Origin of the sequence: Microbulbifer sp. MKSA007 (assembly GCA_032615215.1) — a bacterium.
GTDB lineage: Bacteria > Pseudomonadota > Gammaproteobacteria > Pseudomonadales > Cellvibrionaceae > Microbulbifer.
This window is the reverse complement of the sequence record CP128433.1, coordinates 247358-263215: the sequence shown is the minus strand read 5'-3', so window position 1 is coordinate 263215 and position 15858 is coordinate 247358. Positions and strand designations below refer to the sequence as shown.

14 protein-coding genes are annotated in these 15858 nt (G+C 52.9%); 12 read left to right on the top strand and 2 right to left on the bottom strand.

Features of this window, described 5'->3' with window-relative positions; genetic code table 11:
- The first annotated feature begins 115 nt into the window (after nt 1-115).
- The 12 genes from QT397_03840 (at nt 116) to QT397_03785 (ending at nt 14346) form a co-directional block, all read left to right on the top strand.
- A complete protein-coding gene (locus tag QT397_03840) occupies nt 116-1213 on the top strand; it encodes a nicotinate phosphoribosyltransferase (protein WNZ56507.1) in 1098 nt (365 codons plus the stop codon).
- A complete protein-coding gene (locus QT397_03835; protein ID WNZ58614.1) occupies nt 1098-1526 on the top strand; it encodes a hypothetical protein in 429 nt (142 codons plus the stop codon). The genes QT397_03840 and QT397_03835 overlap by 116 nt, the downstream gene beginning before the upstream one ends.
- 198 nt (nt 1527-1724) lie before the next feature.
- A complete protein-coding gene (locus QT397_03830) occupies nt 1725-3356 on the top strand; it encodes a TldD/PmbA family protein (protein WNZ56506.1) in 1632 nt (543 codons plus the stop codon).
- A gap of 35 nt (nt 3357-3391) precedes the next feature.
- Nucleotides 3392-4723, top strand: a complete 1332-nt coding sequence (locus tag QT397_03825; GenBank protein WNZ56505.1) for a TldD/PmbA family protein — start codon at nt 3392-3394, stop codon at nt 4721-4723.
- Nucleotides 4724-4750: 27 nt separating this feature from the next.
- On the top strand, nt 4751-6382 hold the full coding sequence (locus tag QT397_03820; protein WNZ56504.1) for a TldD/PmbA family protein: 1632 nt from the start codon (nt 4751-4753) through the stop codon (nt 6380-6382).
- Nucleotides 6383-6596: 214 nt separating this feature from the next.
- Complete coding sequence (locus QT397_03815) at nt 6597-7322, top strand: DUF4159 domain-containing protein (protein ID WNZ56503.1); 726 nt, start codon at nt 6597-6599, stop codon at nt 7320-7322.
- Nucleotides 7323-7324: 2 nt separating this feature from the next.
- Complete coding sequence (locus tag QT397_03810) at nt 7325-8323, top strand: MoxR family ATPase (GenBank protein ID WNZ56502.1); 999 nt, start codon at nt 7325-7327, stop codon at nt 8321-8323.
- 5 nt (nt 8324-8328) lie between these two features.
- Nucleotides 8329-9231, top strand: a complete 903-nt coding sequence (locus QT397_03805) for a DUF58 domain-containing protein (protein WNZ56501.1) — start codon at nt 8329-8331, stop codon at nt 9229-9231.
- 1 nt (nt 9232) lies between these two features.
- Nucleotides 9233-10438 carry a BatA domain-containing protein gene (locus tag QT397_03800; GenBank protein WNZ56500.1) on the top strand — a complete coding sequence of 402 codons (1206 nt, stop codon included), beginning with the start codon at nt 9233-9235 and terminating at the stop codon, nt 10436-10438.
- Nucleotides 10431-10829, top strand: coding sequence for a hypothetical protein (locus tag QT397_03795; GenBank protein WNZ56499.1), 399 nt, complete (start codon nt 10431-10433; stop codon nt 10827-10829). The genes QT397_03800 and QT397_03795 overlap by 8 nt, the downstream gene beginning before the upstream one ends.
- A gap of 38 nt (nt 10830-10867) precedes the next feature.
- Nucleotides 10868-12658 carry a hypothetical protein gene (locus QT397_03790; protein ID WNZ56498.1) on the top strand — a complete coding sequence of 597 codons (1791 nt, stop codon included), beginning with the start codon at nt 10868-10870 and terminating at the stop codon, nt 12656-12658.
- Nucleotides 12655-14346, top strand: a complete 1692-nt coding sequence (locus QT397_03785) for a hypothetical protein (GenBank protein ID WNZ56497.1) — start codon at nt 12655-12657, stop codon at nt 14344-14346. The genes QT397_03790 and QT397_03785 overlap by 4 nt, the downstream gene beginning before the upstream one ends.
- On the opposite strand, the gene QT397_03780 is transcribed toward QT397_03785, so the two are convergent.
- Nucleotides 14335-14898: a lipocalin family protein gene (locus QT397_03780; protein WNZ56496.1), complete on the bottom strand. Its 564-nt coding sequence runs from the start codon at nt 14896-14898 to the stop codon at nt 14335-14337. The genes QT397_03785 and QT397_03780 overlap by 12 nt on opposite strands.
- Before the next feature lie 139 nt (nt 14899-15037).
- Nucleotides 15038-15814, bottom strand: coding sequence for a ferredoxin--NADP reductase (locus QT397_03775; GenBank protein WNZ56495.1), 777 nt, complete (start codon nt 15812-15814; stop codon nt 15038-15040).
- Nucleotides 15815-15858 lie beyond the last annotated feature (44 nt).

The window sequence follows — 15858 nt, the reverse complement described above, 5'->3', positions numbered from 1 at the left end:
ATTAGCGCTGTAAAACTGAACATTGTGGTTGGTATACAATTCAAAAATCAATTACACGCTATAACAGCAGGAAAATAGTGACATAAAATCAACGCCAACTTATGGTTTTGAAAATATGAACGCGCCCGGCTCTAATTCATCCTTTGAGTGCTTGGGAAATCCTATTCTCAATGTCGATAGCTATAAAACTAGTCATTATCTGCAGTACCCCCCAGGAACATCACATATTAGTAGTTATGTAGAGTGTCGTGGCGGTGAATTTGCGTCGACGGTATTCTTTGGCTTGCAGGCGTTTATCAAGCAATACCTAAGCACCCCCATCAGTTTTCATCAAATTAATGAAGCTGAAAATATTTTAAAACCCCATGGACTGCCATTTAACCGTGATGGATGGAATCATATTTTAAACGACCACAATGGTTTAATGCCCCTTGAAATTACAGCGATAGAAGAAGGACAAGTTATTCCAGTAACCAATGTTTTAGCTCAGGTTGTTAATACCTGCCCCTCCTGCTTTTGGCTCACCACTTATATTGAAACTGCACTTTTACGGAGCATCTGGTATCCATCAACCGTAGCTACCCAGAGCCGCGAAATAAAGAAAATTATCTCACAGTATTTATTTGAAACAGCGGAAAATCTGGATACGCTGGAATTTCGTTTACATGATTTCGGGGCTCGGGGAGCCAGCAGTCTCGAAACAGCGATGCTGGGAGGTATGGCTCACTTAGTTAATTTTAAGGGGACTGATACGATATCTGGAATATTAGCCGCAAAAAGATTTTACAACGCCGCTGTACCTGGAGCTTCCATTCCCGCCGCTGAACACAGCACAATTATCGCTTGGGGACAACAGCATGAGGAAGATGCTTACCGTAATATACTTGAGCAATTTTCTGGGGAAGGAAAAACTGTGGCTGTTGTCAGCGATAGCTACGATTTATGGAATGCTATAGAGAATATCTGGGGAAAAAAATTAAAGGATAGAGTTACTCATAGTGGCGGCACATTAGTAATAAGGCCTGACTCCGGCAACCCAGAAGAAGTCGTGATAGAAGCAATAGAAAGGTTGATGCGGATATTTGGCTCGCAGAAGAATAAAAAAGGGTATCGATTACTCCCCCTTTATTCGCGTCATACAAGGAGACGGTATCACTCGCTTTGTAATCCCGAAAATTCTCCAAGCAATGAAAGAAAACAATCAAAGCACTGAAAATCTGACCTTTGGTATGGGCGGAGGATTACTACAAAAAGTTGACCGCGATATGATGGGATTTGCTATGAAAGCTAGCGCTATCTGTATCAATGGCCGTTGGTACGATATTTTTAAGAATCCGAGAACCGGACCCGAGAAAAGGTCCAAGGGTGGCCGCCTTGCCTTGATTCGCGGCGATGATGGTGCACTTCGAACTATTGCGCAGAGCGATCTAAAATCAGGGGCTAGCCTGCTAAGGCCCGTTTACCGCAACGGTCTCCTGCTTAAGGACATTACTTTCGACAAAGTTCGAAGAAATGCTGCCCTCTGATTCCCGTTCCACCCTCACAACGTCTTATCCCTACGAAACTTCACTTTACCGAGCGAGTACTTTACAACTTTAGGTTGGTCCTGTTAGTTGTGCGTATCCAAAGTCTGACCTCCGTGCACACAAGGCCTCCAGCGTCAGTCGTAATAACAATAAGTACCCGCAGAGAGTGCTCGTGCTCTCGTGGGGTAAAGGTAGCCAATGGAAAGAAGAAAATTCCTCAAGATCGCCGGCGTCGGCTCCAGTGGTATTTTGTTGCCTCTACAGGGCATTCAGGTCAGCGCGGAGCAGCTGCTCAATGAGGGCATGCACAGCTCCCATAAAAGACACCTGGCTGATGTAGTCCTGAATACCGCGCGCAAAGCCGGGGCCAGTTATACCGATGTGCGTATCGGCCGCTATCTGAACCAGTATGTTATGACCCGCGAAACCAACGTGGAGAATATCGTCAACACAGAATCCCTTGGCGCTGGTATTCGTGTGATCGCCAATGGTACCTGGGGCTTCGCCGCCACCAACGACCTTACAGCGGATGGCGTCGCCCTTGCCGCGCGCCAAGCAGTTGCCGTAGCTAAGGCCAATGCCAAATACCAAACTGAGCCCGTGCGTTTGGCACCGGTAAAAGGGGTGGGCGAGGTTTCCTGGCAGACACCTATCGAACAAAATGCCCTGCAGGTCCCCATCAGTGAAAAAGTCGATTTCCTGATGGATGTTAACAATGGGGCACTCAAAGCTGGGGCCAGCTATATCCGCTCTTCCCTGTATTTGGTGAATGAGCAAAAGTACTTTGCTTCTAGCGACGGCTCCTATATTGACCAGGATGTCCATCGCCTATGGGCACCTATGCAGGTGACCGCTGTTGATAAGCAGAGCGGTGCTTTCAAGACTCGCAACGGTCTCAGTGACCCAGTGGGAAGAGGCTATGAATACCTGGCCGGTCACGACAAAGACAAGATTCCTGGTCAGACCACGCTCTATAGAGCTTCCTATGATATGGCCGAGGATGCAGTGCTTGCAGCCGAGCAAGCCCAGGCCAAGCTATCAGCCAAGTCCATCGATCCGGGCAAGTACGATTTGGTACTGGAACCCTCGCATCTGTGCCTGACCATCCATGAATCTGTGGGTCACCCATTAGAGCTGGACCGCGTGCTGGGTTACGAGGCCAACTATGCGGGAACTTCCTTCGCCACCCTGGATAAGTGGCGCAGCGGTAAATTCCAGTACGGCAGCGATAAGGTCACCCTGTTTGCCGACAAGGTGCAACCGGGCTCCCTCGGCGCCGTCGCCTATGACGACGAGGGGGTAAAAACCAAGCGTTGGGACTTGGTAAAAGACGGCATCCTGGTGAACTACCAGGCTACCCGCGATCAGGTGCATATGATCGACCAAAAGGAATCCCACGGCTGCAGCTATGGCGATAGCTGGTCCAGCGTGCAATTCCAGCGCATGCCCAATGTCTCCCTGGCTCCGGGCGAGAAGAAGTACTCAGCCAAAGACATGATCCGCGATGTGGAAAAAGGCATTTACATCGTCGGACGCGGCTCTTATTCCATCGACCAGCAGCGCTACAACTTCCAATTCGGCGGGCAGCTTTTCTATGAGATCAAAAACGGCGAGATCGTCGGCCAGGTTGAGGACGTCGCCTACCAGTCCAATACCCAGGAATTCTGGAATTCCTGCTCGGCGATATGCGACAGCAGCGATTACCGCTTGGGTGGAACCTTCTTCGATGGCAAGGGCCAGCCGAGCCAGGTGAGTGCGGTCTCCCACGGCTGTTCCACCACTCGTTTTGACCAAATTAATGTAATCAATACCAAGCGCAAGATTTCCTGAGCGGCGCACAAGAATAAGTAATTGGAGAAAAGGCAATGGCCATTCTGAGTAGAAGTGAAGCGAAGCGCATTCTCGACAAGGTTTTAAAATACAGCCGCGCCGATGAAGCCAGCGCGCAGCTGGCCGGCAGCGAAACCGGCAATATTCGCTACGCGCGCAACAGCGTTTCCACCAGTGGTATCGTCAATGATATCGAGCTGGCCGTAGAGGCCCGTTTCGGCAAGAAATCCGGTGTGGCCACTATCAATGAATTCAGTGATGCCTCCCTGGAAAAAGTGATGCGTCGCGCCGAAGAGTTGGCCAAGCTATCTCCGGAAAACCCGGAAGCCATGCCGATGCTGGGACCGCAGAAATATGTCAGCGTAGACGGCTTCGCCAAGTCCACTGCAGATATCACTCCAGACCAGCGCGCCAAGGCTGCGGCAGATTCCATTATTGCAGCCAAGGAAAAGAAAGTGGTTGCCGCAGGTTACCTGGAAGACCAGCGTTCTTTTGCTGCAGTCGCCACCAGTAAAGGCTTGTTCGGCTACCACGCTTCTACCTCTGCCAATTTCACTGTAACTATGCGCACCGAGAATGGCCTGGGTTCTGGTTGGGCCGAAAGTGACGTTACCGATTTCGGTGCAATGAATACCGGCAGCACCTCCTCTGTCGCCATCGACAAAGCGGTCCTGTCCCAGGAAGCCCGTGCCCTGGAACCGGGCAAGTACACCGTGATCCTGGAGCCCAATGCGGTGTCCGGCCTGGTGGGTTACATGATGAGCGGCTTCGATGCGCGCAGTGCCGACGAGGGCCGCAGCTTTATGAGCAAAAAGGGCGGCGGCAACCGTACCGGCGAGAAGATGTTCGACAAGCGAGTAAATTTCTACTCCGACCCCACCAGCCTCGATGTGCCGGCTCAACCCTGGACCGGCGGTGATTTTATGCAGCTGGGACGCACCGAATGGGTGAAAGATGGGGTAGTGAAAAACCTGGCGCGCAGTCGCTACTGGGCCGAGCAAAGCAAAGGCGAAGTGGTCCCTGAGCCCAACAACCTAATTATGGTCGGCGGTGATAAATCCACCGAAGAACTGATCAAAAATACCCACCGAGGCATTTTAGTAAGTCGCACCTGGTATATCCGTATGGTCGATCCGCAGTCCATGCTCCTGACCGGCCTCACCCGCGACGGCACCTTCTATATCGAAAACGGCAAGATCAAATACCCGGTGAAGAACTTCCGCTTCAACGAGAGCCCGGTAATCATGCTCAACAATATCGAAGATATGGGTGTACCCCAGCGAGTGGGTATGTGGGGCATGTCCGCCATGATTCCCGCGTTGAAAGTGCGCGACTTCACCTTCAGCAGCCTTTCCGACGCCGTATAACAGCCAGCACCCATCGAGGATAACGAAATGGAAAGAAGAAAATTTCTCCAGCTCAGCGGTGCCGGCCTGGGTGTTTCCATGTTGCCGCTGTCCGGCAATCTGGTCGCCGAGAGCAAACTGACGCAAAGCGGTATTGATCTCTCGGTAAAAAAAGAATTTGCCGATGTCGCCCTGAATACCGCCACTAAACTCGGCGCCACTTATGCCGATGTGCGTATTGGTCGCTACCTGAACCAATATGTGATCACCCGCGAGATGAAAGTGCAGGACGTGGTGAACACCGAATCTATCGGCATGGGGATTCGGGTTATTGCCAACGGCACCTGGGGCTTTGCTGCCACCAATGACCTGACAGCCGATGGCGTCGCTCGCGCCACCCGCCAGGCAGTAGCTACCGCCAAGGCCAACTCCAAGTACCAGCAGGAGCCCGTACAGTTGGCTCCGGTAAAAGGCCACGGCGAGGTGAGCTGGCAGACACCCATCCAGAAAAACGCTATGCAGATCCCCCTGGCCGACAAGGTGGACCTGTTAATGGACGTGAACAAGTCCGCTATGGATGCCGGCGCCAGCTATATCAACTCCATGTTGTACCTGGTGAATGAACAAAAGTATTTTGCCTCTACCGACGGCTCCTATATCGACCAGGACGTTCACCGTTTGTGGGCGCCCTTCTCGGTCACCGCAGTGGACAAGAAAACCGGCGGTTTCCGTACCCGCCAGGGCCTCAGCCAGCCGGTAGGACGCGGCTTTGAATACCTGGATGGCCGCGCCGAAGACAAGATCCAAGCACAGACGGTGCTCTATCGCGATTCCTACGATATGGCCGAAGACGCACGCCTGGCGGCGCAACAAGCCAAGGAAAAGCTCACGGCTAAATCGGTCAAACCGGGCAAGTACGACCTGGTGTTGGACCCAAGCCACCTCTGGCTCACCATCCATGAATCCGTCGGCCACCCACTGGAGCTAGACCGCGTGCTCGGCTACGAGGCCAACTTTGCCGGAACCTCTTTCGCCACTATCGATAAATGGCGCAGCGGCAAATTCCAATACGGCAGCGACAAGGTCAACCTGTTTGCCGATAAGGTACAGCCCGGCTCTCTCGGCGCCGTCGGCTACGACGATGAAGGCGTGAAGACCCGCAACTGGGATCTGGTAAAAGACGGTGTGCTGGTGAACTACCAGGCCACTCGCGATCAGGTACATATGCTGGGGCAAAAGAAATCCCACGGCTGCTGCTACGCAGACAGCTGGTCCAGCGTGCAATTCCAGCGCATGTCCAACGTTTCGCTGTTGCCCGGCAAGGAGGAGCTGAGCGTCGACGATATGATCAAGGATGTGGAGAAAGGCATTTATATTGTGGGTGCCGGTTCCTTCTCCATCGATCAGCAGCGCTACAACTTCCAGTTTGGTGGACAGCTGTTCTACGAGATTGAAGACGGCAAGATTACCGGCATGGTGGAGGACGTCGCCTACCAGTCCAACACCCAGGAATTCTGGAATGCCTGTTCGCAGGTCTGCGACAAAGATGATTACCGCCTGGGTGGTTCCTTCTTTGACGGTAAGGGACAACCGATGCAAACCAGTGCGGTATCCCACGGTAGTTCCACTGCACGCTTCGACGGTATCAATGTGATTAACACCAAGCGCAAGCTGGGCTAGCCATTGATCCAGGCGGGAGCTGGCCAGCAAACCAGTCAGTTCCCAGCATTGAAAATAAATGGGTAGAAGGAAAGAAGGTGCTCCGTTCGAGACCGTATGAGGCATGGATGCCGATTACGAGCGTACAGGGATGTATTTACAGCGAGTCTCGAACGAAGCACCTTCTTTCCTTTGCTCTCAACAATAAAAACCAACGCAGTAACAGAGTTATCCCGTGTCCCTCACCCGCAAGGCTTTTCTCCAGCGCCTGATCCTGGGTAGCTGCGCCGCAGCGCTGCCGCTGGGCACACGCGCACAAAATACCGCACCGGGTAGTGCGCAGGAGCACTACGATTTTTATTTCACCCGCTTAATGTACGAGTCCGGTGACTGGGATGTAGATCAGCGCATGCCCTCCAACGTGCTCAATTCGCTGGTGGAATACACCAACCTCAGAGTCGACCCCAAAGAGCACATAGTGCCGCTGGCCGATAAGAAAATGCTGCTGGCGCCTTTCTGCTACCTGGCCGGACACAAGCTGGTGCAATTCACCACGGAAGAGGCAAAGAATTTTCGCGATTACGTCAATCGCGGCGGCTTTGTATTTGTCGACGACTGCAACCACGATATCGACGGTCTCTTTGCCAAATCCTTCGAAGCGCAAATGGCCGAGCTGTTTGGCGAAGACTGCCTGCAAAAGCTCCCGGATGATCACGACCTCTACCGCTGCTTCTTCCAATTCGACGAATTGCCAGTAACCAGCTTTGAATTAAATGGCTGGGGTGATGATCTGGTACACGACTACCTGAAAGCCATAGTTGTTAACGGCCGTATCGCCGTGCTCTATAGCAACAAGGATTTCGGCTGCGAATGGGACTACGACTACCGCAACAAACGCTGGCTCGCCATCGATAACACAAAATTTGCGGTGAACATTGTTATTTACGCACTGACGAGCTGATTATGCTGACCACCCTGGAAAATAGTATCGAAGAACAACTGCACAGCCTCGACAATCTTCAACAGGAAATTGCACGGGTGATTGTCGGCCAGAAACCTGTGGTGGAGCAGATGTTGATCTGCCTGTTGGCCGGCGGCCACGCCCTACTCGAAGGGGTGCCGGGGCTGGGTAAAACCCTGCTGGTAAAAACCCTCGCCGATGCCAGTGCGCTGGATTTTAAGCGGGTACAGTTCACCCCGGATTTAATGCCCGGAGATATTCTCGGCAGTGAGATCCTCGAAGAGGATCACAGCACCGGCAAGCGCTTTTTTAAATTCCAGCAGGGCCCGGTTTTCACCAATATCCTGCTCGCCGATGAAATTAACCGCACACCGCCGAAAACCCAGGCAGCCCTATTGGAGTCCATGCAGGAAGGCTCAGTAACCGTGGGCGGTAAAACACTGAAATTGCCCGATCCTTATTTCGTACTGGCCACACAAAACCCCATAGAGCAGGCCGGCACCTATCCGCTGCCGGAAGCTCAGCTGGACCGCTTCCTGTTAAATATTCATATCGACTATCCCGATGAGAAGGATGAAGTTGAAATCCTGCGCTCCACCACCGGTGTCAGCAGGGGCAAACCCAGTCCCAGCCTGGATGCGGAGCAATTGCGCGAAATGCAGCAACTGGTGCGGGAAATTCATGTTAGCGACGATTTGTACCGCTACGTGGCGACACTGGTGCGCGCTACCCGTATGGAAACCAGCGGCAGCGATACCCTGCAACAGTGGATCAAGTGGGGCGCCGGCCCCCGCGCGGGGCAGGCTCTGATTCTCGCCGCCAAGGCCCGCGCCCTTTTGCAACGACGCCTCGCCGTCACCCGCGAGGATATCCGCAGCCTGTTACTGCCAGTGCTGCGCCACCGGGTGCTGCTCAGCTTCCAAGCCCAGGCCGATGGCGTGCAGATGCCACAGCTGATTGACGAATTACTGACGGCGGTGCCGGAACCGGGCAGGGACTGATCAGCGTGGAATACCTGTCCCCCAAAACCTTGGCCAGTTGTCGCGATCTGGTGTGGCTGTCGCGGCATATCGCCGAGGGCGTGATGCTCGGTGTGCAACACAGCCAGCGCCGTGGCACCGGCCTGGAATTTCATCAATACCGAGGCTATCAAGCGGGTGATTCCATCCGCCATATCGACTGGAAACTGTTTGCCCGCAGTGATCGCTACTATGTGCGCGAGACCGAGCAGGAGAGCCGTATGCACGTGTGCTTTGTGCTCGATAGCAGCGCCTCCCTGGGCCAGGCAAGCTTTGTCGAGCCCAGCCTGAATAAATTGCATTACGCCAAGTGCTGGATTGCCAGCCTCTGCTGGCTGCTCAACGCCCAAGGAGACAGCTATTCCCTATTGGCATTTAACAGCAGCCGGACGGTTTATGTGCCCGAAGGCCAGGGCGAGGGCCACCAGCGCCAAATCGCCCTTCAGCTACAACAACTCGACGCCAGCGACCACTGGCCAGATCACACTCAACTGGCGCCGCTGTGGCAATACTTTGAGCGGCCCTGTCAGGTGGTGTTACTGAGTGATTTTTTTCAACAGGGTAATGAGATCGGCGATTTTGCCGCACGCCTGCATGCCGCCGGCCGCCCCTGCCTGCCACTGCAATTGTTAATTGAGGCAGAACAGACTTTTCCTTTTGTCGGAGAGCTAAAGCTGCTCAATCCAGAAGTAAGCGCCAGTACTCCCGCAACTTTAGAAGTGGACGCCGAGCGGCAACGCCAGTCTTACCTGGATGCTTTTGCTCAAGCGCAGAGCGAGTTAAAAGCACGCTTTGCCACACAGGAGTGTTCACTGCAGACCGACCTTATCGAGCAGCCTGTGGAAAAGTCACTGCGCCAATTTATTCAACTGCACGGCAGGTTGTGCTGAGATGTTGTGGATAAATAACTTATTTCAATCCCCACAGTGGCTATGGCTATTCACAGCCCTGATTATCCCTATCGCCATTCATTTGCTGCGCCGAAGTAATCCACAGCAGATCTCCTTTGCTGCGCTGCAATGGGTACAAAGATATTCACAGAGTCGCGCGCGCCGCCCTATTGTGGATAACAAGTGGTTGCTGCTATTGCGCCTGCTAATCGTCGCCCTGCTGGCAGGTTTATTGGCACAGCCGCTGATTAAACGGGAAATTTATCCCCAAGAGGGCGTGATACTGGTAGACCCCAGAATTGGGGCGGGCGAAGCGAATACATTTATCCACAATTCACTGCCACAGCTTGTCGGGGAAGGTTATAAAGTGCTGTGGTTATCCCCAGAAACACCCTCAGTAACCTCACCTCCACCACAAAATGTGGACCTGTGGAAAACTCTATCAGCACTATCACGCCGGGCGGATTTGCGCAGGGCTCATATCCTGTTGATAAACAACGGAGTTCCAGCATCCCACCAGGCACTAAGAGTCAGTCCCCATTGGCAGTGGCACGGCCTCAACAAAGCATCCACAGCTCCGAGCCCGGTATTACCGAGTATCGCTTTAATGGGCAAACCGCCCAGCTGGTGGGCGCCAGTGCTGGAAGACTGGCACAGCAATATGCCGGGACTACCGGTGCATATTCAGGAACAAGAAGAGACCCCCAATGCCGAGCAGGCAGATTGGTTGATCTACACGGGCCCCGCTCCCCTGCCACAAGCCGTGCTGGAATTTGTTTCAGATGGCAGCCTGTTAATCACCGACAACAGCATCCCCCCTGCCGATAATCTCAACTTCGTTGCTGTGGATAACAGCCAGTCAGCTCAAGCGGCCTCAGTGGGACGGGGAAGTTGGCTGCGCTACGAAAGTGACTGGTACAGCGAGGCCTTTTATCGCCGCGCAGATTTACCTGAACGTTTATGGCAGCACTGGTCTGGGCAAGACTGGGCTCTGCAACACCAAAATCGTGGCCACTGGTCTGCCAATAAAGTAGTGGCAGGCCTTCCTGTAGAAGACAGCGAGGTAGAAAACCGCCGTATTGAACAACTGCAACCCTGGTTAATAGCCGCCCTACTGTTACTTCTGGCTTTTGAACGCCTAATTGTCCTATCGCGACCCGCAGTCATCATGGCAACCGATAGTAACGGGGAGGCCGACCATGGATAAGCGGGAGTCCACCCTTAACGCTGTGCGCAGGCGCTGGCAACTGACAGCCCTGCGGCCCTATCTCTGGCTTGCCACTGGCCTCAGCCTTCTGGCTGGCTTGGGCATTTTTGTACTCGGCTGGCCACAGTGGCTATTGCTCGCCTGGCTCGGAATTACTGTTGTAGCAATTCTATTGGATCGCAGCTGGCGCCCTAGCCCTGAAAGCCTATGTCGACAGTTGGATGGACAATATCCACAGCTGCAAGACAGCAGCCAGTTGCTTAGCCAACAGAAAACCAACCTAAGTCCATTGCAGCAATTACAGCGCACGCGTATCGAAACAGAGCTGCAACAACTGCTGGAAAGTGGCGACCGGTCGTCTTTCGGTCCAAAAAACTCCGCAGTACCCTGACAAATGCCTTCGGTGCCTGCCTGGGACTGTTGTTATTTGTGCTGAGCAATTCTCACTTCACTGGGGATAAAACCGAGACCACGCAACAAAATACAGCTATTCCCGTTGCCGAAAAGCTCGCCATAACACGCGCGGCAACCCATATCCAGCCGCCCGCCTACACTGGGCTCACAGCCAACAACCAATCCCTACAAGTCGATGTGCCGGAGCAGTCTGCGGTCGAGTGGCTACTTGAATTGAATCAACCGGTGCAAGGGCTGGAAATGCTGGCCGAAACTGAGTGCTTCGCCTTTTCTCCACTAGGTGATCTACCCAGTAAAAAATGGCAATTACAACGCACAATCGCTAAAGCAGACTTTTACCAGCTCTCAGTGCAACTCGCGGAGAGCCAAATGCTATTGCCGGAAATTCATAATATTCGGGTGCAAAAAGACAATGCTCCGGAGTTTACCTTTGAGGCACCCAGCCTGCGCGTCGATACCATTCAAGGAAGCACCCAGGGTATTCCCGTAAAAGTAATCATTAATGATGATTACCAGGTGAGCTCTGCAGATTTATTGGTCACCCTCGCCAGCGGCACCGGGGAAAATTTACGTTTTCGCGAAGAGCGTATTGCACTCACCAGTTTGCAATCCACTGCTTTATCAACAAACTCCTCGGAAGATAAGAAAGCAGCTCGCTACGATTTCCTCCTGCCCATCCACCAGTTTTCCATGGAAGCGGGAGATGAACTCTACTGGTATCTGGAGGCCAGGGATAACCGCGAGCCCAGCGCCAACGTTGCCAAAAGCCAACACTTTATCTTGCGCTGGCCGCAAGAAGAGATTTTCGGGCTGAGTGACAGCGAGGGGATGGCGATTAAGATATTACCGGAGTACTTCCGCAGCCAACGCCAGCTGATTATTGACACCGAGGCCTTGCTAGCCGAGCGAGAGCAGCTGCATCCACAGGAGTTTCGCAAGCGCTCCGAGGGTTTAGCCTATGAACAGAATTTGCTGCGCATGCGCTACGGCCGCTTTCTCGGCGAAGAGGATTCGGAAGCGGAGCATTCTGGCGCAGATAGCGAGAAGCACGATGATAAAGAAGAAGCCGAACACGGCCATGGCCACGATCATACAGAACAAGGTGAGCACCAGGCACATGGCGAAGAAAATACCACTCCCTTTGCACAGCGAGACTCCCATTTCCAACAGGCAGAGCGCATAGCTGCTTCTGCCGGGCATCAGCATGACAGCTCTGAGCATGCCACCCTGTTTGATCCCCAAACCAAGGAGCTACTGCGCAATGCACTGAATGCCATGTGGAGTTCCTGGCGCGACCTGTCGGTTATAGAGCCCCAAGCCTCCCTGCCCCATCAGCACCGGGCTCTGCGCTTTATCAAAGAAGTACAGCAGGCTTCGCGTATTTACTTACAGAGAGTCGGCTTCGAGGCGCCGCCCATAGACGAAAGCCGTCGGCTTAGCGGTGAACGGGAAGAAGTAGCGCCAGAAACTGTCGACAGTGCCTTTGAACAAAAACAAAGAGCACAGGTGCTCGTCCTAATGGCCCAAGTAGACTCTGGCGCCGAACTCGATACCGATCTGCTGGTGCAGATAAATGAGCTAGCCACAGAGCAATCATTAGATCTCGGCCTGGAACTGTCCAAACAGCTGCGTTTATACCAGCAGCGCCACCAGCAACCGAATTGCATTGATTGCACAAACTCCCTGAATCAGCTGCTCTATCAGCTACTGCCAGCACCGGAATCTGCGCCTTCACTGCCTTTGCAAACTGAGGCCGACGGCCATTTCAGCCGTTGGCTACACCAGCAAGGGGAGAAATCATTGTGATTGATTTCTTGATACCCGGCCTGTGCCTGTTGGCCTGCTTAGCATCACTCGTACTATTGCGCCGCCGAGGTGCCAAGCCGTTCGACTATGGCCTGCAACTGACCATTTGGTTGAGTGCCTGGATGCTCTGGCAGCCGCCGGCAATCATTCCCGCCGAGCGCAATATCTCTATCGACAGCAAACAGCTGGCGAGCTCACATCCAATAAATCTCAATGGTGTGGAATATATCTCTCTCAATGGGGAGCCACTCGGCCGCGACAAACTTCGGGACCTGGCACCGGTGCGCCTGGAGCTATCGAATATCCAGGAATCTGATGGCCGCTGGGAATTCGACTGGCAGCGGCGAATTACCCTGGGTGATTCTTTAAAATTAAAGGTTCACAACAACCAGCCACTGACTGAAAACGTAAAAATTAGTCTGCTCAATCCCTACGGCCATATTGAAGACAGTCTTGAGCTGAAAGTGGGAGAAGCAATTCAGGCACAACTCACTGCCACTCCAAAACTCGCAGGCCCCCAGCTATACCGAGTACGGACGGAAAGCGAAGCCGGCGAAACCCATACAGATCCTTTACCCATCCTGGTGCGAGAACCGCTCCAACCCAAATTGTTACTGTGGCTGGCACGCCCCTCTTTTGAGACGGCAGCCCTCTCTCGCTGGCTGCGCCAATCCGGTGTAACAGCACAAGTGATGACCCAGTTGGCACCTGAAATCATAAGAAAAGAAACTCTCAACGGCCTTCGACTTACCGGGTCTGCGGATTTATTCACGAATGAAAGTCCCTTCGATTTAGTGATACTCGACAGCAGTTTGTGGCCACAATTTTCCGCTCTGCAAAAGCGTCAGCTCAACGAGCTGGCCACTACAAAGTCACTGTTGTGGTTAGTCACTAGCGATAGCTCTGAAGAGTTTCTCCAGTACGCTGCTGCCCAATCCATGCCTCTACAAAAGGAAGAAGCCACCCACTTACATTCCGGCTTTGGCTACCAAAAAGCGGACAATTCGGAGATTCCCCCACTTCGCAATCTAGGCCTTTTAGCCGTGCAGCCCAGCTCCAGCGACTTATTACTGGGTGACAGAGAAAATCCGCTTTTCTGGGGGCGTTCGACTGAGACACAACACCTGGGATTTATCCTATTTAGTGACAGCCATCGCTGGCTAACCAGTGGCTTTACTACTGAATTCGCCAGCCTGTGGAAGTCCATTATTGATTACCAACTCAAGCATTTGGGTAGTCAGCAGCCAGTAATCCTCTCCAATGAGTTACCGCGTACACAAGAACGCATCACCCTATGCAGCCCACTTTTTTCTGATCAGAGTCCATTCTTATCAGAGTTTCAAGATAGCTCCCGCTCTACCAAAGGAATCGCCGCAAGCAGAAGTTCCCAGGGTCAGTGCTACAGCTTCTGGCCCCAAAATTCAGGTTGGCACCAGCTTTGGACTAAATTGGAAGGGGAGTCGGTACTAGACTTCTATATCTTTGCCAAAGAGGACTGGCCTCTATGGCAGCAGTCCCTGAATGCCAGGGAAACCCAACTAATGGCTGCCGCACGTTTGGGGCCAGAAGCAAATAATCAGGCAAACAGGGTTTTGTTGGGGCGCCAATGGCCGGCCCTTATATTGCTGTTACTAGTGTGTATAAGCTGGTGGTGGGAACGCAGGTTTTTGAACAGATCACGACCCTGAGGGCTGCACCGAGGGCTTATTTCCGGGCTTAGCCTCTTGCTTGGGAAATATCATCTGGTCGACGGGATACCCCAAAGCTTTGGCCTTCTGTAAAAACTGCTCCAACACACCCTTGGGCATGGTTGGGGTGCGGGACAATATCCACAGATAGGATTTATCGTAGCCAGATACCATCGCGTATTGGTAGTCATCCGATAGAGCAATCACGATATAGGATGAGTAAAAGGGGCCAAGAAAAGAGACTTTCAAATGGCCCACATTTTTCGGGCCGACAAACTCGGCCCTCCCCTCCGCCATTTGCCAGGCATCACGCGCTTTTGAATAGCCGGTATTGATCACCGCGACAGAACCATCATGGTTGAGACTGTAGTCGGCAGTTACCTGGGTCAGGCCGCGCTCGAATGAGTGATCCAATCGAGCAATCTCATACCAGTGACCTAAATATCGCTGTAGCTGGAAGTTTTGGACAGGCTCAACCCCCTCCGGCACCCGGGTACAGGCACCCAGCCAGAAAAAGGAAATCAGTAATACACCCAGTGAAAACAGCTTCATCTAGCCACTCCCAGCAAGCTCCCCTCAAGTCAGAATAGAAGGCAGGGGTTTCACAAGATCAGGATAGTTTCGGGAATCTGTATTTCACCCATAAAAAAACCACCGCGAGGGTGGTTTTTTTATGGGTGGACTGACCAACTTATTTTTCGACGAAAGCGCGCTCAATCACATACTCGTGAGGTACACCTGCGCGGGTCTCCTTGAATCCCCAGTCATCGAGGATATTGGTGAGATCCTTCAGCATTGCCGGGCTGCCGCACAGCATAAAGCGATCTTCCTCAACACTCGGCTTGGGCACACCCAGATCGGTGAAAAGCTTTCCGGACAGCATGAGATCAGTCAGGCGGCCAGTATTCCGATAGGGCTCACGGGTCACGGTTGGGTAGTAAAGCAGTTGCTCGCGTACCATCTCGCCAAAGTACTCGTGTTCCGGCAATTCGTTCTCGATCTGCTCTTGGTAAGCCAGCTCAGAAACATAGCGAACACCGTGAGTAAGGATTACCTGGTCAAAACGCTCGTAGACCGTGGGATCTTTGATGATGCTCATGAAAGGTGCCAAGCCAGTACCCGTGGACAGCAACCACAGGCGCTTGCCCGGCAGCAGGTGGTCCGCCACCAGAGTACCGGTGGGTTTTTGGCTCACGTAGATCTCATCGCCCGGCTTAATCTTCTGCAGGCGGGAGGTCAGGGGGCCATCGGGAACCTTGATACTGAAGAATTCCAACTCATCTTCGTAGTTGGCACTAGCAATAGAGTAGGCGCGCAGCAGTGGACGGCCATTGTCCTGCTGCAAACCGATCATCGTGAAATGTCCGTTCTCGAAGCGAAAACCCGAATCCCGGGTGGTCTTGAAGCTAAACAGTGTGTCGTTCCAGTGATGGACTTCCAACACCTTCTCTATATTCAATTTGGACATAAACTTAAAACCGGTTATTCCACGAGTCTCTTGATAGTTGAATT